The organism is Stenotrophomonas sp. NPDC077461 (genome assembly GCF_049545475.1).
GTDB classification, from domain to species: domain Bacteria; phylum Pseudomonadota; class Gammaproteobacteria; order Xanthomonadales; family Xanthomonadaceae; genus Stenotrophomonas; species Stenotrophomonas nematodicola.
The window spans coordinates 1-23,601 of record NZ_JBMWDO010000004.1 but is presented as its reverse complement, the minus strand read 5'-3'; the positions used below and the strand labels follow the sequence as shown (position 1 = coordinate 23,601).

Here is a 23,601-nt window from a genome sequence, read left to right as displayed (position 1 = left end):
TACGGAGCAAGGAGATTTATGAAACTGGCCTGGATTCTCTGGCTGTCGCAGTTGTTGCCGCAGCCGGCCGCCGATTCGTTGTGCCTGAGCACGACCGTCTACCTCGAAGCGCGTGACCAGACCCTGCGCGGCCAGCAAGCCGTCGCGGAAGTGGCCCTGCGCCGCTTGGACAGCGGCCTGTGGGGCGACTCGATGTGCCAGGTGGTCACCGCCCGCAAGCAGTTCGCCCCGACCATCGTGGCCCCCGGTACGCAGCTTGGCAACGCCGACGCGTGGCAGGAAGCGATGACCGTGGCCTTCGACGCCGAGCGCAACTGGGCGCTGCCGGTGGGCGAGCGCAAGGAGATCGTGCCCGGCGCGAGCCACTTCGCCGCCTTGGCCATCGCCAATCCGAGCTGGCGCAATGCCTACCAGGTGGCCACCATCGGCGACCACACGTTCTATCGCGTGCAGAAACTCAAGCCGCGCACGTCGTAACGATCTGTTACAGCCATACCGTTGAGGATGCGTGGCCCGCTCTGGAATAGTGAGCGGCTCACCCATCACCATCCGCAACGGAGTTCCCATGAAGCTGTACAGCAAGCCCGGTGCCTGCTCCACTGCCGACCACATTGCCCTGCAGTGGACCGGCCAGCCGTATGACGTGGAACTGCTGACCAAGGAAACCCTGAAGGCGCCTGCGTTCCTGGCCATCAATCCGGCCGGCTCGGTACCGGCGGTGGTCGACGGCGATTTCGTACTGACCCAGAACGCCGCGATCATGGGGTACATCGCCGATACCCATCCCCAGGCGGGTCTGGCCGGCGACGGCAGCGCCCGGCAGCGTGCCGAAGCCACCCGCTGGCTGTCCTTCGTCAATTCGGACCTGCACCCGGCGTTTTCGCCGCTGTTCGGGCCGGGCAACTACATCGGCGACGAAAGCCAGTACGACGCCATCCGCGCCGCCGCGCACAAGCGCCTGCGCGGCCTGTTCGAACGCGCCAACACGCAGCTGGAAGGCCGCCAGTGGCTGGCCGGGTTCCGCAGCTTCGCCGATCCGTATTTCTACATCACGCTGCGCTGGGCGGCCGGCGCCAAGGTCGACCTGACCGGCCTGGACAACATCGCCGCGTTCAAGCAGCGCATGGATGCCGACCCAGGCGTGCAGGCCGCGTTGAAGGCTGAAGGCCTGCTCTGAGCGGGACGACGAACGATCAACGAAGAGCCCGGCCATGCCGGGCTCTTTCGTTATCGTCGCCACGCACCGCTCAGCCTATCTCGCGTACGACGTTGTCCTGCGCGTCGCGCAGCGCGGTGGGCACTACCTCCACCACCAGACCGGTACCGGGCAACGGGTAGCGACCGCGCTGGGCACGCACGTCGCGCAGCAGCGCGTCCAGGCTTGCCGGCGTCAACGTGCACGTCATCCCGCCCTCGCCACGGCGCAACGCATCGCGTTCACCGGGCTGGAAGGTCCACTCGCGATCGCCGCCGATCACGGTCAGCGGGTGGCCGTAACGCAGACGCAGCGGCAGCAGGTCCAGCAGGCTTGGCACCTGGCCGGCACCAAGCACCAGCACCGTGCTGTCACCCTCCTCACGCCACGCCAGGGTTTCCACGAACAGCAGCGCGGTGCTGGAGCCGTCGCGGGCGCTGCCCGCCTCCACCTGCCGGGCCAGGTCCGCATCGTCAAGCAGTGAGGGGCGATGCAGGTCGGTGATCCACAACGGCATGCGCGGCGCCAGCGCATGCAGCACGCCATCGGTGGACCAGCGCTTGATTGCCGCCATCTCCGCATCGCTCACGCCGATCACCTGCAGGAAGACCAGGCGACCGTTGGCGGTGTCGCGCGCCGGCAGCTGCGGGTCGGGCAGGAACGCCACATGACGCAGGCAGGTGTCGGTGTCCAACGCGATTGGCCCGTTGGCATCCATGTGATGCCCGGCTTCGAACACGTTGCCGGTGGCGAACACGTAGCGGGCGAGATTCTGCAGCAGGTTCATCGGCCACGTGGGCGGACTGGCGGCATCGTCGTCCACCGCCAGGCGGAAGGTCAGCTCGAAGCCGTAGCCGCTGTCGACCGCGTCGTCGCTCTGCTTGTCGTACAGCTCGGAGAAGCCGTAGGTGACGTAATGCCAGTGCGGGCGCGGGACGTCGGCCCGGTACACGCTGATGCCGTCCAGCGGATCATTGCCGCCCAGCGTGTAGGGCAGCGCCGTGCCGTAGTGCGTCGGCTCCTGGCCGGGATACAGCGCGGCCAGGGCCGCGTTGATGGCATCCCAGCCCGGGGTGCCGTCATCGTCCTTCGTGGGGTCCATCGCGTGGCTCCTGCATGTGTAGCCTGGCAAGGTAACGCCGGTGCGCGGCGACCACCACCCTTGCGCTGCGCCACGCGTCAGCCCGGAACCGCGGCCACCGTGTCCTGCAGCGGTGGCGTTGGTGCGTCAGGTACATCGAGCAGCGCGTGGGTATCGCTCAGCCAGCGATTGGCCAGCGCCGGGCTCCTGGCCTTGGCGACGGCAGCGGCCATGTCCGGCCACAGTTTTTCCAGCGCGCCGGCATCGGTGCAACGCTCGATCTTGAGCTGCATGAAATACCCCTTGAGCCCGAGGTGCCTGCGTACCGATTCGCTCATCCAGTCGTACAGGCGCTTGTACAGGTCCGGGTCCTGCTCACGGCCGGCGGTGAGCGTGCGCGCGGCGGGCGGTGCCACCGCACCGCCGACGATCTCGATCAGTCCCATCCCGGCAAGCTGCGCCAGCGCGTCGTCAGGCGCGCGCAGGCCCGGCAGCACCGCGGTCAACACATCGTCATCGCGCTGACCATCGACCATCAACAGAATGGACCGCAATGACGGCGGCAGACGCCGCGCGCGGTCCTCGATTTCCTGACGGCCCGCGGCCGTCTTGGCATGGATGTACGCCATGTGGTGCTTCCCCCTGTCACCTGCTGCATTGCCACGCGCGGCCGCCAGCCGTTGGCCGGTGCACGTGCGCCCCCTTGCGACCGTTCCAGGCGATTGCCCACGCCGACGTCCCCGCGCGCGCCGTGTCCCCAGCGCGCGACGCCAGGCGCCGGGGGCCTGCAGCGGTCACGCCCGGAGCTTACCTGAGGCTGGCCGCCCCCGATAATGCGGTGCAGCAACGGGCGGGTCAGGCGTCCGCGCGGAACTGCGGATACCTGCGGGTGGCGCGGCCCCCCCCATTCCGGGGCCGCGCAGGCGCGCCTGCACCCTGCGACGCGGACGGTGCGGGTCAGCGCCCCAGCGCGCGCCGGATCTCGTCCAGCGCACCCGGGTCGTCCAGGGTGGACAGGTCCCCCGGATCACGCTCCTCCGCCAACGCCTGCAGCGAGCGGCGCAGCAGCTTGCCCGAGCGTGTCTTCGGCAGCGCGTTGACGATGTGGACGTGCGCCGGTCGTGCCACCGCCCCCAGCGACTGGGTCACACGCTGCATCATCTCCGCGATCACCGCCGCCGGCTCGGTGGTGGCCTGCTTGAGGGTAACGAACACCAGCGGCACCTGGCCCTTGAGTTCGTCCTTGACGCCGATCACGGCCGCTTCGGCGACCAGCGGATGGCCGGCGATGCACTCTTCGATTTCGCGCGTGCCCAGGCGGTGCCCGGCCACGTTGATCACATCGTCGGTGCGGCCCAGGATGAAGGTGTAGCCGTCCTCGTCGCGGATCGCCCAGTCCAGCGAGCTGTACAGCAGCTCCTTGAAGTGGCTGAAGTAGCTCTGCAGGAAGCGGTCGTCGTCCTTCCACACCGTGGTCATGCAGCCCGGCGGCAGCGGCGGGGTCATCACCAGCACGCCCTTCTGCCCGGCCGGCACTTCCTCGCCGGTGGTCTCGTCGATCACCTTCATCCGATAGCCCAGATTGGGGAACCCCGGCGAACCGAAACGCACCGGCTTCATGTCCACGCCGGGCAGCAGCGTCAGCGCCGGCCAGCCGGTTTCGGTCTGCCAGTAGTTGTCGATGATCGGCTTGCCGAGCGCGTCGTTGATCCAGTGCGCGGTGGGCTCGTCCAGCGGCTCGCCGGCCAGGAACACGTACTGCAGGGCGGACAGATCGTGGCGGCGGATGAAGTCCACGTCATGCTTTTTCAGCACGCGGATCGCGGTAGGCGAGGAGAACAGCGTGCGCACGCCGTACTGTTCGCACAACGCCCACCAGATGCCCGGATCGGGGTGGGTCGGCAGCCCTTCATAGAGCAGCGAGGTGCAGCCGCCGATCAGCGGTCCATAGACATTGTAGGAATGCCCCACCGCCCAACCGACATCGGAGGTGGAGAACATCACCTGCCCGGGCCGGCAGTCGAACACCGTTTCCATCGACTGCGCCATCGCCACGGCGTAGCCGCCCACATCGCGCTGCACGCCCTTGGGCTTGCCGGTGGTGCCGGAGGTGTACAGCAGATAGCTCGGTTCGCTCGACTCCAGCCACACCACCGGCACGTCCTGGTCGCCGACCTCGGCGCGCAGGGTGGCGTAATCGACGTCGCGGCCCGGCACCTTCGGCTCGGCCGGGTCCAGCCCGCGCGAGACGATCAGCACGTGCGGCGGCGGCGACTGCGCTTCGGCGCAGGCGGCATCGACCATCGCCTTGTACGGGATCACTTTGCCACCGCGCTTGCCGGCATCGGCGGCGATCAGCAGCTTGGGTTCGGCATCGTCGATGCGCAGCGCCAGGTTGTGCGCGGCGAAGCCGCCGAACACCACCGAGTGGATCGCACCGATGCGCGCGCAGGCCAGCATCGCGAACACGGCTTCGGCCATGTTCGGCATGTAGATCACCACGCGATCACCACGCTGCACATCCAGTCGCTGCAGCACCGCCGCGAAGGCATTCACTTCGCGGTACAGCTCGCGGTAGGTGATCTCGCGGGTGACGTCGGTTTCGGTCGAGACGGTCACCAGCGCCAGCTGGTCCGGCCGCTCGACCAGATGGCGGTCCACCGCGTTGTAGCAGAGGTTGGTTTCACCGCCCACGAACCAGCGCCGGAACGGCGGGTTGCTGTAGTCCAGGATCCGCTCCGGCGCTTTATGCCAGTAGATGCGCTGCGCCTCCTCGGCCCAGAACGCCTCGGGTTCTTCGATGGAACGTCGGTACATCGCTTCGTAACGCATGACAGCCCTCCCAGACAAAGCCATGAATCGAGCATAGTCCGATGCCGGCTGCCGAGCCGTTCTACCTTGGTCGTAAGGCGCCCGGGCGTGCGCTGCCTGGAACAGACGCGGCCGCCGGCGGGTCGAGTTGCCGCGGCGGGGCCCTCGAGGCTTGCGATGACGTGGACCGAAGAGCCTCCGCCAAGCGTCGAAGAGCAAAAAAAACGCCGGGCAAGCCCGGCGTTTTTCACATGCAGTCGCAGCGCGCGATCAACCCAGCAGGTGGGCGACGCCGGCGCGCTCTTCTTCCAGTTCGGCCAGGGTCTTGTCGATGTACTTCTGGCTGAAGTCGTCAACCGGCAGATCCTTGACCAGGGTGTACTCACCATTCTCGGTGGTCACCGCGAAGCCGAAGATCACGCCTTCCGGGATGCCGTAGGAGCCGTCGGACGGCACGCCCATCGTCACCCACTTGCCGTTGCTGCCCAGCACCCAGTCGCGCACGTGGTCGATGGCGGCATTGGCGGCCGAGGCAGCCGAGGACGAACCACGGGCTTCGATGATCGCCGCGCCGCGCTTGCCCACGGTCGGGATGAAGGTGCCGGCATTCCATTCCTGGTCGTTGATCGCATCGGCGACGGAGGCACCATCGGCGGTGGCGAAACGGTAGTCCGGGTACATGGTCGGGCTGTGGTTGCCCCACACGACCAGCTTCTCGATGCCACCGACCGACTTGCCCAGCTTGGACGACAGCTGGCTCAGGGCACGGTTGTGGTCCAGGCGCAGCATGGCGGTGAAGTTGCGCGGATTCAGGTCCGGCGCCGACTTCATGGCGATGTAGGCGTTGGTGTTGGCCGGATTGCCGACCACCAGCACCTTCACGTTGCGGCTGGCGACCTTGTTCAGCGCCGCGCCCTGCGCGGTGAAGATCTTGGCGTTTTCCAGCAGCAGGTCCTTGCGCTCCATGCCCGGGCCGCGCGGACGCGCGCCGACCAGCAGGGCGATGTCGGCATCCTTGAAGGCCACTTCGGCGTCATCGGTACCCACCATGCCGGCCAGCAGCGGGAAGGCGCAGTCTTCCAGTTCCATCATCACGCCGCGCAGCGCGGCCTGGGCCTTGTCGACCGGCAGCTCGAGCAGCTGCAGGATGACCGGCTGGTCCTTGCCCAGCATTTCGCCGGAAGCGATGCGGAACAGCAGGGCGTAGCCGATCTGGCCGGCGGCGCCGGTCACGGCAACACGAACAGGTGCTTTCATGGGGATTTCCTCTGCTAAAAAGCTGTGTGGGAGTGGCCACCGGGCGGGGAAAACCTGGCGGGGCGGCCGGAAACGCGAAACGGCCTCCCGTTACAGGAGGCCGTTGGAGGGGATCAGGCGGAGAGGATCTTGTTCCACTCGGCCACCTGGTCGGCCTGGGCGGCCAGCACGGCGTCGGTGTCGCCTTCCAGGGTGATCGAATGGATCACGTCGCCCTGCTTGACCGAATCGACGATGGCCTGGCCTTCCAGCACCTGGCCGAACACGGTGTGCTTGCCGTCCAGCCAGTCGGTCTTGATGTGGGTGATGAAGAACTGGCTGCCGTTGGTGTTCGGGCCGGCGTTGGCCATCGACAGCGAGCCGATCTGGTGCTTCACGCCGTTCTTTTCGTCCTCGAACTTGTAGCCCGGGCCGCCGGTGCCACGCCCCTGCGGGCAGCCACCCTGGATCATGAAGTCGGGGATCACGCGATGGAAGATCAGGCCGTCATAGAAGCCCTTCTTGACCAGGTTCACGAAGTTGGCGACGGTCTTGGGTGCCTTGTCGGCGAACAGCTCGACCTTGATCGGGCCCTGGGTAGTGTCGAAAGTGGCGATGAGGGACATGCAAATCCTTGGGGTACGGGGGTTTGTCGTTAGCTGCATAGGATACACCCGTGATTATCCGCCGGCCCGCCCGACAATGGTCGTCATGCCGGCCGCCGCCCCCCACCCCGGTGTCCATGCCGTGTTCAGCCTGGGGACCGGCCAGCGGCCGGCGCTACCTGAATGCCCGTCCGGCAAGGGATGCGAGGCACTTTTCGCGATTGGTCATGTTGGCCGTATAATGTTGGACTTCTTTTTCCAAATCCGGCGCCGACTGGCCCCCTTTCGCATGTCTATCGAAAATCTTCGCAACATCGCCATCGTCGCCCACGTCGACCACGGTAAGACCACCCTCGTCGACCAGCTGCTCAAGCAGTCCGGCACCCTCTCCGAGCGCACCGTGCTCGCAGAGCGCGTGATGGACAGCAATGACCAGGAAAAGGAACGCGGCATCACCATCCTGGCCAAGAACACGGCCATCACCTGGGAAGACAAGAAGACCGGCATCAAGAACCGGATCAACATCGTCGACACCCCGGGACACGCCGACTTCGGCGGCGAAGTGGAGCGCGTGCTGTCGATGGTCGACACCGTGCTGATCCTGGTCGACGCGATGGACGGCCCGATGCCGCAGACCCGCTTCGTCACCCAGAAGGCGTTCGCGATGGGCTTCAAGCCGATCGTGGTGGTCAACAAGGTCGACCGCCCCGGCTCGCGTCCGGATTGGGTGATCGACCAGGTGTTCGACCTGTTCGACAAGCTCGGCGCCACCAATGAACAGCTCGACTTCCCGATCGTCTACGCCTCGGCCCTGAACGGCTATGCCGGCCTGGAAGACAGCGTGCGCGATGGCGACATGACCCCGCTGTACGAAGCGATCATGCAGCACGCGCCGAAGCCGGAAGTGGACCCGGAAGGTCCGTTCCAGATGCGCATCAGCCAGCTGGACTACAACAACTTCGTGGGCGTGATCGGCATCGGCCGCATCCAGCGCGGCACCCTGAAGAAGAACATGCAGGTCGCGGTGATCGACCGTGAAGGCAAGAAGCGCAACGGCAAGGTCGCGCAGGTACTGGGCTTCCTGGGCCTGGAGCGCATCGAGCAGGACAGCGCCGAAGCCGGCGACATCGTCGCCATCTCGGGCATTCCGGAGCTGACCATCTCCGACACCCTGTGCCACCCGGAAACCCCGGAAGCCCTGCCGGCGCTGACCGTCGACGAACCCACCATCTCGATGACCTTCCAGGTCAACAACTCGCCGTTCGCGGGCAACAAGGATCTGTCCGGCGGCAAGTTCCTGACCAGCCGCCAGATCAAGGACCGCCTGGACCGCGAACAGGTCCACAACGTGGCCCTGAAGGTTGAACAGCTGGAAGACGCCGACAAGTTCCTGGTCTCCGGCCGTGGCGAACTGCACCTGTCGGTGCTGATCGAAAACATGCGTCGTGAAGGCTACGAACTGGCCGTCTCGCGTCCGGAAGTGATCATCAAGCAGATCGATGGCCAGGCTATGGAGCCGATCGAACAGCTCGTGGTGGACGTGGAAGAAGTGCACCAGGGCGGCGTGATGGAAAAGCTGGGTACCCGCAAGGGCCAGCTCAAGAACATGGAGCCGGACGGCAAGGGCCGTGTGCGCCTGGAATACATGATCCCGGCCCGTGGCCTGATCGGTTTCCAGAACGAGTTCAAGACCCTGACCCAGGGTTCGGGCCTGCTGTTCCACGTGTTCGATCATTACGGCCCGAAGGAACAGGGCGCCATCGCCAAGCGCCAGAACGGCGTGATGATCGCCAATGCGCCAGGCGCCACCCCCGCTTACTCGCTGGGGCCGCTGCAGGAGCGCGGCAAGCTGTTCGCCGCTGAAGGCGATAACGTGTACGAAGGCCAGCTGATCGGTATCCACTCCAAGGACAACGACCTGACCGTCAATGCGATCAAGACCAAGCCGCTGACCAACATGCGCGCTTCGGGCAAGGACGATGCGATCCAGCTGACCCCGGCAATCAAGTACTCGCTGGAGCAGGCCCTGGACTTCATCGAGGACGACGAGCTGGTCGAGATCACCCCGAAGGAGATCCGCCTGCGCAAGAAGTTCCTGACCGAAAGCGACCGCAAGAAGGCCTCGCGCGGCGGTTGATCGGACCCTGTCGTGACCGACACGCCCTATAACCCGGATCCGCACAGGCATCCGGGTCTCCATGTGATCGCCTTGCTGGAAGCCAGCAAGGCGGCACTGGCGCTGCTGGCGGCCACCGGACTGGAGATTCTCGGTCCGCAGCCGCTTCGCGATGCGGTCAATGCCCTGATCCGGCGTTTCAGTCTGGACCCGGATCACGGCACCCTGCCCTCGCTGCTCAACATGATCAGCCCCGATGCCGTCCACCTCGCCGCCGCGGCGATGGTCGCCTACGGTGTGCTGCACCTTTTCGAGGCCTGGGGTCTCTGGCGTGCCAAAGCCTGGGCATCCTGGCTGGGCTGCGTCACCGCCGGCATCTATCTGCCGTTCGATGTCTACGCCATCATCCGCCACCCTGGCTGGGCCTCGTGGTCGGTGCTGGTGATCAATCTGATCGTGGTCGGTGTGCTCGCCCGCGATATCCGCAAGCGGCATGGCGGCCCCCCGGCACAGGCCTGAGTTGCCAAGCGGTACGGCCGCTGGTTAGCCTGTCGGCCGGTTTCCGGGACGCACCGATGCGCCTGTCGCTGACACCCCTGCTGATCGTCTGCACCCTGATGGGGTGCACGCCCGCGCCCCTGCCGGCGCACGCACGCGATGCCGCCACGCCCTCCGCCCCCGCGGCCCCCTTCCCGTACGCCGAAACCGGCATCGCCGACCTGCAGTCACGCATGGCCGCCGGCGAACTGGACAGCGTCACCCTGACCCGCGCGTACCTGGAACGCATCGCCCGCCTGGATCGCGCCGGCCCACGCCTGCGCGCGGTGATCGAACTCAACCCTGATGCGCTCAAGGACGCCGCCCAGCTCGACGCCGAACGGCGTGCCGGTCAGCTGCGCGGCCCCCTGCACGGCATTCCGGTCCTGCTAAAGGACAACATCGGTGCCACCCCGATGAGCACCACCGCCGGCTCGCTCGCCCTGGAGGGGTTCCGCCCCGACGATGCGTTCCTGGTGGGGCGCCTGCGCGGTGCCGGCGCCCTGATCCTGGGCAAGACCAACCTCAGCGAGTGGGCCAACTTCCGCTCCACCCGGTCCATTTCCGGCTGGAGCGCACGTGGCGGACAGACCCGCAACCCCTATCGCCTCAGCCACAACCCCTGCGGCTCCAGCAGCGGCAGCGCGGTCGCCGTGGCCGCCAACCTCGCCTCGGCCGCGGTCGGCACCGAAACCGACGGCAGCATCGTCTGCCCCGCCGCCATCAACGGCGTCGTCGGCCTGAAGCCGACCGTGGGCCTGGTCAGCCGCGAAGGCATCATCCCGATCTCCTTCAGCCAGGACACCGCCGGCCCGATGACCCGCAGCGTGGCCGACGCCGCCGCGCTGCTCACCGCAATGGCCGGGCGCGACGATGCCGATCCGGCGACCGCGACCATGCCCGGCCGCGCGGTGTACGACTACACCTCGCGACTGAATCCGGACGGCCTGCGTGGCGCACGCATCGGCGTGCTGTACACCGGGCTGGAAAAGCGCCCCGGCATCGGCCCGGCGCTGGACCACGCCATTGCGATCCTGCGCGAGGCCGGCGCGGTCGTTGTGCCGGCCAGCCTGCCCACGCAGGGCCAGTGGCAGGACGCGGAACGGACGGTGCTGCTGCACGAGTTCAAGGCCGGCCTGCAGCGCTACTTCACCACCTACAAGGCACCGGTGCGCAGCCTCGACGAGGTCATTGCCTGGAACCGCGAGCACGCCGGCAGGGAAATGAGCCTGTTCGGCCAGGAAATCATGGAACTGGCCAACACCACCGACGGCCTGGGGACGCCCGAGTACATCCGCGCCCGCAGCGACGCACGCCGCCTGGCCGGTCCGGAGGGGATCGATGCCGCGCTGCACGCGCAGCAGCTCGATGCCCTGATCGCCCCCACCACCGGTGTGGCCTGGCCGATCCGCGATGGCCACGGCGACGATTTTCCGGGCGAGAGCTACAGCGCCGCCGCCGTGGCCGGCTACCCGAGCCTGACCGTGCCGATGGCGCATGTCGACGGCCTGCCGCTGGGGCTGCTGTTCATGGGCACAGCGTGGAGCGAGCCGCGCCTGATCGAACTGGGCTTTGCCTACGAGCAGCGCACCCGGGCACGCCGTCCGCCGCGCTTCAAGACCGACACGCTGCTGCCGCATACGGCACCCCCCTGAGGTAATGCGCGCGCCGCCTGGCGCAGCGCAGGCCGGCTGGCCGCTCCTGTATGCCTGGGCTACCGGGATGGCGCGCATCCATACGCCAGCCGGCCGGCGGCTGGCTCTACGGGCCGTCTTCGGCGCCGGGCGAACGCACGCCGTCCAGCGGCTGCGCGTCCGGCCGCTGCGGCGGATCGGGCTGCCGGAGCAGCTCGGCGCGGGTGCGAGGCAACGCCTGTGGGTGCTCGCGGGCAATGAAGTCCAGCATCCGTTCACGCACCAGGCAGCGCAGGTCGAACGCATCGCCGGAGTTGCGCGCACTGACCAGCAGACGCACCTGCACGGTGTGCTCCGACGTCTCGGTGACCTGGGTGACGCACACCCGCCCATCCCAGAGCGGCTCGGCATGGCAGATCCGTTCCAGCTCGGCGCGGATCGCGTTGATCGGCGCCCGATAGTCGAGCCACAGGAAAGCCGTCCCCAGCAGGTCCGCGCTGCGCCGGGTCCAGTTCTGGAACGGGTGCTCGATGAACCACGTCAGCGGCACCACCATGCGCCGCTCATCCCAAATCCGGACCACCACGTAGCTGCTGCCGATCTCCTCGACCCGGCCCCATTCGCCCTCCACGATCACCACGTCGTCCAGGCGGATCGGCTGGGTCAAGGCGATCTGCAGCCCGGCGATCAGATTGCCGAATACCGGCTTGGCGGCGATACCGGCGACCAGCCCGATGATACCCGCCGAGGCCAGCAGCGCCGTGCCGATCTGGCGCACCATCGGGAAGGTCAACAGGATCAGCGATACCCCGACCAGGATGATCGCCCCCATCAGCACACGGCTGAGCACGCGGGTCTGGGTCTGGATGCGGCGGGCCTCCAGATTGTCCGCCACTTCCACCGGGTGGTCGCGCAGGATGGCCTGCTCGCCGGCCGCGACCGCCCGCACCAGGCACCAGATCACGCAGGCGGTCAGCCCGATGTGCAGCAGCCGCAGCGACTGATCGAGCCAGCGCCCCTGCAGCGGCGTGGCTTCCAGCGCAGGAATCAGCAGCAGCAGGGGCAAGGCGAACGCCAGCGGGCGACTGAACACCCGCGCGATCCGCGCGCGCCGCCGCTCGCTGCCTTTCAGGCGACGCGTCAGCGCCATCAGCAACCACCACCCGACCACACCGACCGCCAGCGCGATCGCCACCGGCCATAGATACGCCGCTGCCACCTGCCAATCCACTGTCACCGCACGCTCCCGTGATCCCGTCTGGACGACCACAGAATGCCGGTGCGGCGATGACCGCGATGTCGCCCGGATGTCAGCCGGGCGTGGACGCCGCCGTCAGGCGACGTGGTGCTCCTGCTTGCGCACGATCGCCATCGCAATTTCCAGCGACTGCTCGTAGTTCAACCGCGGGTCCACCGAAGAGCGGTAGGCACGCTCCAGGTCACGCTCGGTCAGCTCCCGCGCGCCGCCTGTGCATTCGGTCACGTCCTCACCGGTCAGCTCCAGATGCACGCCGCCCAGACGCGTGCCGGCGGCAGCGTGCAGGTCGAACGACATCTCCACCTCGCTGCGCACATTGTCGAAGCGACGCGTCTTGAAGCCATTGCTGGTGCTTTCGGTATTGCCATGCATCGCATCGCACACCCACAGCACGCGCCGGCCGTCGCGCTTGACCGCCTGCAGCAGCGGCGGCAGCTTCTCGGCGATCTGCGCCGCCCCCATGCGATGGATGAAGCTCAGGCGCCCCGGTTCGTCGTGCGGGTTGAGCACGTCGATCAGACGCAGCAGCTGATCCGGCTGCACCGACGGCCCCACCTTGATCGCGATCGGGTTGCGCACACCACGCAGGTACTCCACGTGCGCCCCGTCCAGCGCGGCCGTACGCATGCCGATCCACGGATAGTGCGTGCTCAGGTTCAACCAGCCCTGCTGGCGCGGCACCTGGCGGGTCAGCGCCTGCTCGTAGGGCAGCAGCAGCGCCTCGTGCGAGGTGTAGAAATCGATCCGGTTGAGGTTGTGCACCTGCGACCCGGCCAGCGTCTCCATGAAGCGCACCGCATCGCCGATCGACGCCACCATCTTCTGGTAGTCACCGGCCAGCGGCGAATGCCGGACCCACTCCAGGTTCCAGTATTCGGGGTGGTGCAGGTCGGCGAAGCCACCGTCGATCAGCGCCCGCACGAAGTTCATGGTCATCGCCGAGTGCGCATGCGCCTGCAGCATCCGCCGCGGGTCCGGCAGCCGCGCCGCCTCGGTGAACTCCGGCGCATTGATCACATCGCCGCGGTAGCTGGGCAATGTGACCCCATCGCGCGTTTCGGTATCGGCCGAGCGCGGCTTGGCGTACTGCCCGGCAAAGCGCCCCACCCGCGTCACCGGCTTGCGCAGCCCATGCACCAGCACCAGGCTCATCTGCAGCAGCACCTTGAGCCGGTTGGAAATGGTGGTGGACTCGCAGTCGCTGAAGTTCTCGGCACAGTCGCCGCCCTGCAGCAGGAAGCGCTTGCCCTCCTGGGCCTCGGCGAGCTGCTGCTTCAGCGCCAGGATTTCCCACGACGTGACCAATGGTGGCAGGCGCTTGAGCTCATGCAACGCCGCATCCAGCGCCACCGGATCGGGATAGGTCGGCATCTGCAGGGCCGGCCTGCCGCGCCAGCTCTCCGGCGACCAGTCGGTCGGCAGCATGGCGGGGGCAGTGGCGGGGTCGGCAGCATTCATCGGTATATCCAGTGGGGGGTAGAGCAATCAGGGGAATCAGCTACGTCGCGCGGGGCGACGGAATGAGGCGAACAACGCCCAGGCAGCGAGCAGCACGAACCACACCAGGCTCCACATCGGCATGGTCAGCCCCAGGAACTGCCAATCGATATTGCCGCAATCACCGGTACCGGTCAGCACGGTGCGGAACACTTCCAGCGGTCCCATCGTCTCGCTGAGAAAGGCCAGCGGCGGGCCGCAGCTCGACCCCATGTCCTTGGGCAGCAGCTGCACATAGACATGGCGCCCGGCAATGCCGATTCCCACCGCGGCGGCAATGAAGGCCAGGACGCCGTACGTCGCGCGCCCCGCGCGCTCACGCGGGCCATGCAACGCCCCGATCAGGAACAGCAGACCCAGCGCGGCAAACGCCAGCCGCTGGAAGATGCACAGCGGGCACGGCTCAAGGCCGATCTTGAGCTGCAGGAAGATCGCGTAGGCGAGCAGGCCAACGCAGACCAGGAAGCCCAGCAGGAACTGGGCACGGTAACTCCAACGCAGTGGATTCATTGCCAACACTCGTGAACGTCCAGACACCAAGATTAACAGGCCCTCACGCCCCTCTGCCGCCGACCATCGGCCCAGCCGACCAGACAGCGTGTTCCGGATGGAAGCCAGACGCCAACCACCACGCGTCGCTGCAGGTCAGCGCCCCGGGACGCCAGACGCCCAACGGGGGACGTTGCTTCCGTCTTCAGCACCCGAAAACGGAAAAACCCGGCACGAGGCCGGGTTCTTCACCGAATAACGGGTGTTGCCCGTCGATTACTCTTCGACGGCTTCAGCCACGGCCGGACGGTCCACCAGTTCCACATAGGCCATCGGCGCGTTGTCGCCAGCGCGGAAGCCGCACTTCAACAGACGCAGGTAGCCACCCGGACGGGTCGCGTAGCGCGGGCCCAGGATGGTGAACAGGTTGCCGACGGCTTCCTGGTCGCGCAGACGGGCGAAGGCCAGACGGCGGTTGGCGACGGAGTCGACCTTGGCCAGGGTGATCAGCGGCTCGGCGACGCGGCGCAGTTCCTTGGCCTTCGGCAGGGTGGTCTTGATCAGCTCGTGCTTGAACAGCGACGCGGCCATGTTCTTGAACATTGCTTCGCGATGGGCGCTGGTACGGTTGAACTTGCGACCGGATTTCATATGACGCATGACGGTGATTCCTGAAGTGAATGTTGGATCGGTTGGGTTTCGCTGTCGCCTTCCCGGCGTTGCTGCTTGGACTGCGGATGGTCCGGTGCCGGCCCTCCTGGCCGACCGTCACCGCAGGCTATGGGCCTGTCGATGCGAGGTGTTGCGGGTGAAGCCCCCGCACCCGAAGGTGCGGGGTCAAGCATCTTGCGTAGCGCTGGATCAGCCGAGCATGCCGTGCTGGGCGACACCGGCCGGCGGCCAGTTCTCCAGCTTCATGCCGAGCGAAAGACCGCGCTGTGCGAGGACTTCCTTGATCTCGGTCAGCGACTTCTTGCCGAGGTTCGGGGTCTTGAGCAGTTCCACTTCGGTCTTCTGGATCAGATCGCCGATGTAGTAAATGCTCTCTGCCTTCAGGCAGTTGGCCGAACGCACGGTCAGTTCCAGGTCGTCGATCGGGCGCAGCAGCACCGGATCCACGCCGTTGTTGGCCGGCTTGGCCGCACCGCGGTCGCGGTGGGTGAAGTCACCGAACACCGACAGCTGATCGCTGAGGATGTCGGCGGCGGTGCGCACGGCTTCCTCGGCATCGATCGTGCCGTTGGTTTCGATATCCAGGACCAGCTTGTCCAGGTCGGTACGCTGTTCGACGCGGGCCGCTTCCACCGAATAGGCGACGCGACGGACCGGCGAGAACGAGGCGTCCAGGACCAGACGACCGATGGCACGGGTTTCTTCGTCCGGACGACGACGCGCGGCCGCCGGCTGGTAGCCGAAGCCACGCTCGATCTTCAGACGCATATTGATTGCCGTGTCCTTGGTCAGGTGGCAAATGATATGGTCGTTGTTGAGGATCTCGACGTTGTGGTCGACCTTGATATCGGCAGCGGTCACAACACCCGGACCCTGCTTGGACAGCGACAGCGTGGCGCTGTCACCGGTATGCATACGGATGGCCACGTCCTTCAGGTTGAGCAGGACTTCCAGCACGTCCTCCTGCAAGCCTTCGAGCGTGGTGTACTCGTGCAGCACGCCGTCGATCTCGACTTCCGTGATGGCGAAGCCCGGGATGGACGACAGCAGCACGCGACGCAGGGCATTGCCCAGCGTATGCCCGTAACCACGCTCCAAGGGCTCGATAACGACCTTGGCGCGGGTGTCGGTAAGGCGTTCGATCTGCGGACCGCGAGGACGCAGAACCTGGTTGGCGGTAACCGTCATGTTGCGGGTTCTCCTAGTGAATCCCCGGCCGTCGCCGGGGATTCTCCAATGTGAATTACTTCGAATACAACTCGACGATCAGCGCTTCGTTGATATCCGCAGGCAGGTCCGCACGATCCGGCACAGCCTTGAAGATGCCGGCGAACTTGCCGGAATCCACTTCAACCCACGACGGACGCAGGTCGTGCTGGGCGGCAACGGTCAGGGCTTCCTGAACGCGCAGCTGCTTGGCAGCCTTCTCGGACAGAGCGACGGCGTCGCCAGCCTTGACCTGGTACGAAGCCAGGTTGACCGACTTGCCGTTCACGGTGACGCCGCGGTGCGAAACCAGCTGACGCGCAGCCGGACGGGTCACAGCGAAGCCCATGCGATAGACGACGTTGTCCAGACGGGTTTCCAACAGCTGCAGCAGGTTCTCGCCGGTGTTGCCCTTCTTGGTCGAGGCCTTCTTGTAGTAGTTGCGGAACTGACGCTCCAGCAGGCCGTAGATACGCTTGACCTTCTGCTTTTCACGCAGCTGGGTGGCGTAGTCGGACAGCTTGCCCTTGCGGGCGGTCGCGCCGTGCTGGCCGGGCTTCTGCTCCAGCTTGCACTTGGAGTCCAGCGCACGCGCCGGGCTCTTGAGGGAAAGGTCGGCGCCTTCGCGGCGGGCGAGCTTACAGGTAGGACCGATATAACGAGCCATTTCTTATCGCTCCTTTAGACGCGACGCTTCTTCGGCGGACGGCACCCGTTGTGCGGGATAGGCGTCACGTCGATGATGTTGGTGATCTTGTAGCCCACGTTGTTCAGCGAGCGCACGGCCGACTCACGACCCGGACCCGGGCCCTTGATGCGGACTTCCAGGGACTTGACGCCGTAGTCGAGCGCGGCACGGCCGGCCTTCTCGGCAGCCACCTGGGCAGCGAACGGGGTGGACTTGCGCGAACCGCGGAAGCCAGCGCCACCGGAGGTCGCCCACGACAGAGCGTTGCCCTGACGGTCGGTGATGGTCACGATGGTGTTGTTGAAAGAAGCGTGGACGTGGGCAACGCCGTCAGTGACGACGCGCTTGATCTTCTTCTTGGTCTTAGCGACGGGCTTAGCCATTTCTTAGGTCCCTTACTTCCTGATCGCCTTGCGCGGGCCCTTGCGGGTGCGGGCGTTGGTACGGGTGCGCTGGCCACGCAGCGGCAGGCCGCGACGGTGACGCAGACCGCGGTAGCAGCCCAGATCCATCAGGCGCTTGATCGCGATACCGATTTCACGGCGCAGATCGCCTTCCACGATGTACTTGGCCACTTCCGAGCGCAGACGCTCGATTTCCGGCTCCGACAGATCGCGGATCTTGGTGGTCGAGGTCACGCCTGCGGCGTCGCAGACCTTCTTCGAACGGGTACGGCCGATGCCGTAAATGCTTTGCAACCCGACCCAGACGTGCTTCTGGGCTGGCAGGTTGACGCCTGCAATACGCGCCATGACGCGGTTCTCCAGCTGAGTGATGGCCGACAGCGCACCACGGGCGCGCCAATCCGGCAGGATGGATCAAAAAAGTGAACTAGCGATTCTATCAAGGTCTCGGTTTACTTGGAAGCCCGTGAAACCACGAAGGTTTCATGAACCCGGCATGGGGAGTGTGCCCATGCTCCGGCGCCGGATGTCGTTGACTGCAGAGGTTGCCCTCGCCGCCGCCCGCGCTACTCCCGCGCGGGACCACCACATCTCACCCCCACCCGAGACCGCTGCGGGGGCCGCCCTTCGATTTGGAAGGCCAGGTCCGGGAACCGGAGGGCCTTCGCAACAAGAAGACAAGTGTAACAGGTGAATCAGCCGCGGGCAAAACCGCCGCGGTTGCCGCCCTTCAGGTTGGCCTTCTTCAACAGGCTCTCATACTGGTGCGACATCAGGTGCGCCTGGATCTGGGCAATGAAGTCCATCACCACCACCACCACGATCAGCAGCGAGGTACCACCGAAGTAGAACGACGCGCCGAGCTGGGTCCGCATGATTTCCGGCAGCAGACACACGATCACCAGGTACAGCGAGCCGGCGGCCGTCAAGCGGGTCAGCACGCCGTCGATGTAATCGGCGGTGGCCTTGCCCGGGCGGATGCCCGGAATCAGTGCGCCGGACTTCTTCAGGTTGTCGGCGGTTTCCTGCGAGTTGAACACCAGCGCGGTATAGAAGAACGCGAAACCGGTGATCAGCGCGGCGAAGACGATCATGTGCAGCGGCTCGCCCGGCCCAAGGGCGCTGGCAACCTTCTGCAGCCACGTGGCCGAACTGGCCTGGCCGGACCACATTGCCAGGGTCGTCGGGAACGCCAGGATGCTGGAGGCGAAGATGGCCGGAATCACGCCCGCCATGTTCAGCTTCAGCGGCAGGAACGAGGTCTGGTTCATGTACGCGTTGCGGCCGCCCTGACGACGTGCATAGTTCACCGTGATGCGGCGCTGGCCGCGTTCGACGAACACCACGAAGTAGGTGAAGGCCAACACCACCAGCACGATCAGCAGCAGGGCGATGAAGCTCATGTTGCCCTCGCGGTAGGCTTCCAGGGTGTGGATGACCGCGCCAGGCAGGCCGGCGACGATGCCGGCGAAGATGATCAGCGACACACCATTGCCGATGCCACGCTCGGTGACCTGCTCACCGACCCACATCAGGAAGATGGTGCCGGCGGTCAGCGCGACCACGGCCGTGAGCACAAAGCCCATGCCAGGCGCGTAGACCACGGGCGCACCGCTCGGGGACAGCTGGTCCTGCAGCGCCAGCGCGATGCTGCCGCCCTGCACCACCGCCAGGAACACGGCGCCGATGCGGGAATACTGGGTGATCTTGCGACGGCCCGATTCGCCTTCCTTCTGCATCGCCTTCAATGCCGGGAAGATATGGACCGCCAGCTGCATCACGATCGATGCCGAAATGTACGGCATGACGTTCAGCGCGAAAATGCTGAAACGGTGCAGGGCGCCGCCCGAGAACATGTTGAACATGTCCACGATGCCGCCGCCCTGCGCCTGCATGAGCGCAAGCATGGCATCGGGATTGACGCCCGGCACCGGCACATAACAGCCGATGCGATAGACAGCCAAAGCCCCGAGGACGAACAGCAGACGCTGGCGAAGTTCCGTGAACTTGCCGAGCCCGCCGCCGAGGTTACCAATGCCAGCTTGCGCCATGTCTTACTCCTGTACGCTGCCGCCGGCAGCTTCGATCGCGGCCTTGGCACCGGCCGTTGCTGCGATGCCCTTCAGGGTGAAGGCCTTGGTCAGGCCGCCCTTCATGACGATCTTGGCCTTCTTGGCCGTGCTCGGGACCAGCTTCGCAGCGCGCAGCGCGGCGAAATCGACCTCACCGGCCTCCAGCTTGTCCAGGTGGTACGACAGGACTTCAGCAGTGTCCTTGGCGATCTTGGAACGGAAACCGACCTTCGGCAGACGACGCTGCATGGGGGTCTGGCCGCCTTCGAAGCCTGCCTTGATCTTGCCGCCACCCTTGCGGGCGAACGAACCCTTGTGGCCGCGGCCACAGGTCTTGCCCAGGCCCGAGCCGATACCACGGCCCACGCGGGTGCGCTCTTTGCGCGCGCCCGGCGCCGGGCTCAGTTCATTGAGATGCATGGTCATTGGATTATTCCTCAACCTGGACGAGGTACTGAACCTTGTTGATCAGGCCGCGAACCTGCGGGCTGTCCTTCAGTTCACGCACATCATTGAGCTTGTTCAGGCCCAGCGCACGCACCGACAGGCGGTGACGCGACTGGGTGCCACGCAGGCCACGCACCAGGCGGACCTTCACGGTCTTGGCGGTTTCATTAGCCATGATTGAGATCCTCCACCTTCTTGCCGCGCTTGGCCGCAATGCGGACCGGCGACTGCATGTCGGTCAGGCCCTTCAGCGTGGCGCGAACCAGGTTGATCGGGTTACGCGAACCGACCGCCTTGGCCAGCACGTTCTTCACGCCAACGGCTTCCAGCACAGCGCGCATGGCGCCGCCGGCGATGACACCGGTACCTTCCGACGCCGGCATCATGAACACGCGGGCTGCGCCGTGGCCGGCCTTCACCGGGTGCCACAGGGTGCCGTTGTTCAGATCGACGGTGGCCAGGTTCTTGCGGGCCTGCTCCATCGACTTCTGGATCGCGACCGGCACTTCGCGCGCCTTGCCGTAACCGAAACCGACCTTGCCTTCGCCATCACCAACCACGGTCAGTGCGGTGAAGGTGAACTGGCGACCGCCCTTGACGGTCTTGCTGACGCGGTTGACCGCGACCAGCTTCTCGATCATGCCGTCGTCGACTTTCTCTTCGCGGTTGCGATCGCGATCGCGACCCCGCGGCTGACGTTCTTCTGCCATGTTGATTCCTTGATTGATTGAGTATGTACGGCTCGGGGCCGCTTATAGCTGTGAGATGAAGCGGTGGATCGAGCGCCCCTGCATAAGAAGGACGTCGCCCGGCGCAACCCGCGCCGGCAGGCAGGCGGAAGCGGGGACATGCCCCGCTTCCTTATCCCTTAGAACTGCAGGCCGCCTTCGCGGGCTGCATCGGCCAGCGCCTTGATGCGGCCGTGGTAGCGGTAGCCCGAGCGGTCGAAAGCGACCTTCTCGATGCCCGCAGCCTTGGCGCGCTCGGCGACCAACTTGCCAACCTTGGCGGCGGCGTCGCTGTTCTTGCCGTTCTTCAGACCTTCCTTGACGTCGGCCTGGGTGGTGTTGGCAGCTGCCAGCACCTTGGAGCCGTCGGCGGTGAAGACCTGGGCGTACAGGTGCTGACCGGTGCGCAGCACCGACAGACGCGGCACGCCGAGTTCGCGGATGTGTGCACGGGTCGACTTGGCACGACGCAGGCGAGCGATGTTCTTGTTCATTATCTTTTTCCTTGAAAGCTGAGGACCTGAATCAGGCCTTCTTGGCTTCCTTACGAATGATGACTTCGCCGGCGTACTTCACACCCTTGCCCTTGTAGGGCTCCGGCGGACGGTAACCACGGATCTTGGCGGCAACTTCGCCCACCTGCTGCTTGTCCGTGCCCTGGACCACGATTTCGGTCTGGGTCGGAGTCGACAGGGTGATGCCTTCCGGCGCCACGAACACCACCGGGTGCGAGAAACCGAGCGACAGGTTCAGGTCCTTGCCCTGCATGGCGGCACGGTAACCGACGCCGACCAGCTCGAGCTTGCGCTCGAAGCCTTCGGTGACGCCGTGGACCATGTTGGCCAGGATCGCGCGCACGGTGCCGGTGAGGGCAGTCAGCGACGGATCGTTGGCGGCCAGGTTGGCAACGCCGTTTTCAACGGTGATTTCGACGCCAGCGACCTTCGGCAGCGACAGGGTGCCCTTCGGGCCCTTCACACTGACGGATTCCGGCTGGATGTTCAGTTCAACGCCCTTGGGCAGGTTGACCGGCTTCTTGGCTACGCGGGACATAGTAGTTTCCTTCTCGCCTTAGGCCACGAAGCACAGGACTTCGCCGCCGACGCCCAGCTGGCGCGCCTGCGCATCAGTCATGATGCCCTTGGAGGTGGAGATGATGGAGATGCCCAGGCCATTGAGGACCTTCGGCAGCTCGGACTTGCCGCGGTACTGACGCAGACCCGAACGCGAGAAGCGCTTCAGGGTCTCGATGACCGGCTTGCCTTCGAAATACTTCAGGACGATTTCAAGCTCGGCCTTGTTGTTCTCGGTCTTGGTCACGCGCAGGTCGGTGATGTAGCCTTCGGCCTTCAACACTTCTGCGATTGCAACCTTGATCTTGGAGGACGGTGCCTTCACCGTCTGCTTGCCAACCGCGGCCGCATTCTTGATGCGTACCAGCAGGTCGGCGATGGGATCAGTCATGCTCATAGTCGATACCTTTGAGTGCACCGATATCCGCTTTCGCGAAAATCTTGCTGTGTTCCTGGGAGGGGCCAGTACCCTTCACATAGTGACCGGCGGACCGGCGGCCCGCCCTACCCTCGCCCCTGTGAAAAGGCAAGACGCGGGAGTATACGGCAAAAAGAGCCCGACTTGCGCCGGACTCTTCAATTGGGGACAAACCTGAATGAACCGGTTGGTCCCCCTGCTCCGCACCCTGGGGATGCGAAGCAGGTTCCGGGACGAATCCCTTACCAGCTGGCCTTGCGCAGGCCCGGCACGTCACCACGCATGGTGGCTTCACGCAGCTTGTTGCGGCCGAGGCCGAACTTGCTGTAAACGCCACGCGGGCGGCCGGACAGTTCGCAGCGGTTGCGGTGGCGGCTCGGCGACGAATCGCGCGGCAGCTTCTGCAACTTGACCACGGCGTCAGCCTTTTCGTCGTACGAAGCGGTCGGGCTGGAGATGATCTTCTTCAGCTCTTCACGCTTACCGGCGTACTTGGCGGCCAGCTTGGCACGCTTCAGATCGCGGTTGACCATGGAGGTCTTTGCCATTTCGGATTCCTCGACGTATCAGTTACGGAACGGGAACTTGAACGCTGCGAGCAGCGCCTTCGCTTCCGCGTCGGTCTTGGCGGTGGTGGTGATGGCGATATCCATGCCGCGGATCGCGTCGACAGCGTCGAAGTCGATTTCCGGGAAGATGATCTGTTCCTTCACACCCATGTTGAAGTTGCCACGACCGTCGAAGGAACGACCCGAGACACCGCGGAAGTCGCGCACGCGCGGCAGCGAGATGTTGATCAGGCGGTCCAGGAACTCATACATCTTTTCACGACGCAGCGTGGTCTTGCAGCCGATCGGCCAACCATCGCGGATCTTGAACGAAGCCACCGAGACGCGGGACTTGGTCACGACCGGCTTCTGGCCGGAGACCTTGGCCATGTCGGCGACGGCGTTTTCCAGGATCTTCTTGTTCGTGGCTGCTTCGCCGACACCCATGTTCAGGGTGACCTTGACCAGCTTCGGAACCTGCATCGGATTGGTGTAGCCGAACTGCTTCATCAGCGCCGGCACCACTTCTTCCTTGTAGAACTTTTCGAGACGGGTATTCATCAGCGCATCCTCAGGCGTCGAGCGCCTCACCGCTGGAGCGGAACACACGCAGTTTGCGTCCATCCTCCAGCACCTTGAAACCAACGCGTTCGCCCTTGCCCGAAGCCGGGTTGAGCACGTTCACGTTGGAGATATGGATCGACGCTTCACGCTCGACCACGCCGCCGGCAACGCCTGCCTGCGGATTCGGCTTGGTGTGGCGCTTGACGATGTTCACGTTGGCGACGATCACACGATCGCCGTCGACGCGGACGACTTCGCCCTGCTTGCCCTTGTCCTTGCCGGTGTTGACGACGACCTGGTCGCCCGTGTTGTTACGGTTAGC

28 protein-coding genes are annotated in these 23,601 nt (G+C 65.5%); 5 read left to right on the top strand and 23 right to left on the bottom strand.

Annotated elements, in window-relative coordinates; genetic code table 11:
- Positions 1-18 precede the first annotated feature (18 nt).
- Together ACPEH8_RS08640 and ACPEH8_RS08635 are read left to right on the top strand one after the other, a co-directional pair.
- Positions 19-477: a cell wall hydrolase gene (locus ACPEH8_RS08640; RefSeq protein ID WP_017357267.1), complete on the top strand. Its 459-nt coding sequence runs from the start codon at positions 19-21 to the stop codon at positions 475-477.
- Positions 478-565: 88 nt separating this feature from the next.
- Positions 566-1,177: a glutathione S-transferase N-terminal domain-containing protein gene (locus ACPEH8_RS08635; RefSeq protein ID WP_017357266.1), complete on the top strand. Its 612-nt coding sequence runs from the start codon at positions 566-568 to the stop codon at positions 1,175-1,177.
- Positions 1,178-1,247: 70 nt separating this feature from the next.
- Here the strand turns inward: ACPEH8_RS08635 and ACPEH8_RS08630 are convergent, their stop codons facing one another.
- From ACPEH8_RS08630 to ACPEH8_RS08610, 5 genes are all read right to left on the bottom strand, one after another.
- Positions 1,248-2,297 (bottom strand): suppressor of fused domain protein, encoded by a 1,050-nt coding sequence (locus ACPEH8_RS08630; protein WP_153164579.1) that lies wholly within the window; start codon positions 2,295-2,297, stop codon positions 1,248-1,250.
- A gap of 77 nt (positions 2,298-2,374) precedes the next feature.
- Complete coding sequence (locus ACPEH8_RS08625) at positions 2,375-2,905, bottom strand: hypothetical protein (protein ID WP_423666508.1); 531 nt, start codon at positions 2,903-2,905, stop codon at positions 2,375-2,377.
- A gap of 328 nt (positions 2,906-3,233) precedes the next feature.
- On the bottom strand, positions 3,234-5,108 hold the full coding sequence (gene prpE, locus ACPEH8_RS08620; protein WP_262071655.1) for a propionate--CoA ligase: 1,875 nt from the start codon (positions 5,106-5,108) through the stop codon (positions 3,234-3,236).
- Positions 5,109-5,357: 249 nt separating this feature from the next.
- A complete protein-coding gene (locus tag ACPEH8_RS08615; RefSeq protein WP_017355438.1) occupies positions 5,358-6,344 on the bottom strand; it encodes a malate dehydrogenase in 987 nt (328 codons plus the stop codon).
- Positions 6,345-6,457: 113 nt separating this feature from the next.
- Positions 6,458-6,949, bottom strand: coding sequence for a peptidylprolyl isomerase (locus ACPEH8_RS08610; protein ID WP_017355437.1), 492 nt, complete (start codon positions 6,947-6,949; stop codon positions 6,458-6,460).
- 268 nt (positions 6,950-7,217) lie between these two features.
- On the opposite strand from ACPEH8_RS08610, the gene typA reads away from it, so the two are divergent.
- From typA to ACPEH8_RS08595, 3 genes are read left to right on the top strand one after another with little or no spacing between them, the layout of a single operon-like run.
- Positions 7,218-9,065: a translational GTPase TypA gene (gene typA, locus ACPEH8_RS08605; RefSeq protein WP_026070669.1), complete on the top strand. Its 1,848-nt coding sequence runs from the start codon at positions 7,218-7,220 to the stop codon at positions 9,063-9,065.
- A 12-nt stretch (positions 9,066-9,077) separates the two neighbouring features.
- Positions 9,078-9,563: a DUF2127 domain-containing protein gene (locus ACPEH8_RS08600; protein WP_017355435.1), complete on the top strand. Its 486-nt coding sequence runs from the start codon at positions 9,078-9,080 to the stop codon at positions 9,561-9,563.
- A 56-nt stretch (positions 9,564-9,619) separates the two neighbouring features.
- Positions 9,620-11,236, top strand: a complete 1,617-nt coding sequence (locus ACPEH8_RS08595; RefSeq protein ID WP_423666506.1) for an amidase — start codon at positions 9,620-9,622, stop codon at positions 11,234-11,236.
- A gap of 106 nt (positions 11,237-11,342) precedes the next feature.
- Here ACPEH8_RS08595 and ACPEH8_RS08590 read toward each other — a convergent pair whose 3' ends face one another.
- The 18 genes from ACPEH8_RS08590 to rplX all read right to left on the bottom strand — a co-directional run.
- On the bottom strand, positions 11,343-12,446 hold the full coding sequence (locus tag ACPEH8_RS08590; protein WP_423666669.1) for a mechanosensitive ion channel family protein: 1,104 nt from the start codon (positions 12,444-12,446) through the stop codon (positions 11,343-11,345).
- A 102-nt stretch (positions 12,447-12,548) separates the two neighbouring features.
- A complete protein-coding gene (locus ACPEH8_RS08585; RefSeq protein WP_017355432.1) occupies positions 12,549-13,931 on the bottom strand; it encodes a class II 3-deoxy-7-phosphoheptulonate synthase in 1,383 nt (460 codons plus the stop codon).
- Between the two features lie 36 nt (positions 13,932-13,967).
- Complete coding sequence (locus tag ACPEH8_RS08580) at positions 13,968-14,480, bottom strand: disulfide bond formation protein B (RefSeq protein WP_017355431.1); 513 nt, start codon at positions 14,478-14,480, stop codon at positions 13,968-13,970.
- Positions 14,481-14,735: 255 nt separating this feature from the next.
- Positions 14,736-15,119 carry a 50S ribosomal protein L17 gene (gene rplQ / locus ACPEH8_RS08575; protein WP_017355430.1) on the bottom strand — a complete coding sequence of 128 codons (384 nt, stop codon included), beginning with the start codon at positions 15,117-15,119 and terminating at the stop codon, positions 14,736-14,738.
- Between the two features lie 201 nt (positions 15,120-15,320).
- Positions 15,321-16,319, bottom strand: coding sequence for a DNA-directed RNA polymerase subunit alpha (locus ACPEH8_RS08570; protein WP_017355429.1), 999 nt, complete (start codon positions 16,317-16,319; stop codon positions 15,321-15,323).
- A gap of 55 nt (positions 16,320-16,374) precedes the next feature.
- Positions 16,375-17,004, bottom strand: a complete 630-nt coding sequence (gene rpsD / locus ACPEH8_RS08565; RefSeq protein ID WP_017355428.1) for a 30S ribosomal protein S4 — start codon at positions 17,002-17,004, stop codon at positions 16,375-16,377.
- A 14-nt stretch (positions 17,005-17,018) separates the two neighbouring features.
- Entirely contained in the window at positions 17,019-17,408 is a 390-nt protein-coding gene (rpsK, locus tag ACPEH8_RS08560) for a 30S ribosomal protein S11 (protein WP_017355427.1), read from the bottom strand.
- 12 nt (positions 17,409-17,420) lie between these two features.
- Positions 17,421-17,777, bottom strand: coding sequence for a 30S ribosomal protein S13 (gene rpsM / locus ACPEH8_RS08555; protein WP_017355426.1), 357 nt, complete (start codon positions 17,775-17,777; stop codon positions 17,421-17,423).
- 347 nt (positions 17,778-18,124) lie between these two features.
- Positions 18,125-19,480 (bottom strand): preprotein translocase subunit SecY, encoded by a 1,356-nt coding sequence (gene secY / locus ACPEH8_RS08550; protein WP_136005521.1) that lies wholly within the window; start codon positions 19,478-19,480, stop codon positions 18,125-18,127.
- A gap of 3 nt (positions 19,481-19,483) precedes the next feature.
- Positions 19,484-19,927, bottom strand: coding sequence for a 50S ribosomal protein L15 (gene rplO, locus ACPEH8_RS08545; RefSeq protein ID WP_017355424.1), 444 nt, complete (start codon positions 19,925-19,927; stop codon positions 19,484-19,486).
- A 4-nt stretch (positions 19,928-19,931) separates the two neighbouring features.
- Positions 19,932-20,123, bottom strand: coding sequence for a 50S ribosomal protein L30 (gene rpmD / locus ACPEH8_RS08540; RefSeq protein WP_017355423.1), 192 nt, complete (start codon positions 20,121-20,123; stop codon positions 19,932-19,934).
- Complete coding sequence (rpsE, locus tag ACPEH8_RS08535; protein ID WP_017355422.1) at positions 20,116-20,658, bottom strand: 30S ribosomal protein S5; 543 nt, start codon at positions 20,656-20,658, stop codon at positions 20,116-20,118. Before rpsE ends, rpmD begins: the two co-directional genes overlap by 8 nt.
- A 158-nt stretch (positions 20,659-20,816) precedes the next feature.
- Positions 20,817-21,170: a 50S ribosomal protein L18 gene (rplR, locus tag ACPEH8_RS08530; protein WP_017355421.1), complete on the bottom strand. Its 354-nt coding sequence runs from the start codon at positions 21,168-21,170 to the stop codon at positions 20,817-20,819.
- Between the two features lie 31 nt (positions 21,171-21,201).
- The gene (rplF, locus tag ACPEH8_RS08525; protein ID WP_017355420.1) at positions 21,202-21,729 is read right to left on the bottom strand and encodes a 50S ribosomal protein L6; all 528 of its coding nucleotides are present in this window, start codon (positions 21,727-21,729) and stop codon (positions 21,202-21,204) included.
- Between the two features lie 18 nt (positions 21,730-21,747).
- The gene (gene rpsH, locus ACPEH8_RS08520; protein ID WP_017355419.1) at positions 21,748-22,146 is read right to left on the bottom strand and encodes a 30S ribosomal protein S8; all 399 of its coding nucleotides are present in this window, start codon (positions 22,144-22,146) and stop codon (positions 21,748-21,750) included.
- Between the two features lie 263 nt (positions 22,147-22,409).
- Positions 22,410-22,715, bottom strand: a complete 306-nt coding sequence (rpsN, locus tag ACPEH8_RS08515) for a 30S ribosomal protein S14 (RefSeq protein ID WP_017355418.1) — start codon at positions 22,713-22,715, stop codon at positions 22,410-22,412.
- Between the two features lie 18 nt (positions 22,716-22,733).
- Positions 22,734-23,276: a 50S ribosomal protein L5 gene (rplE, locus tag ACPEH8_RS08510; protein WP_017355417.1), complete on the bottom strand. Its 543-nt coding sequence runs from the start codon at positions 23,274-23,276 to the stop codon at positions 22,734-22,736.
- Between the two features lie 10 nt (positions 23,277-23,286).
- Positions 23,287-23,601: 50S ribosomal protein L24 (gene rplX / locus ACPEH8_RS08505; protein ID WP_423666505.1), on the bottom strand; the 315-nt coding region annotated here is incomplete at its 5' end.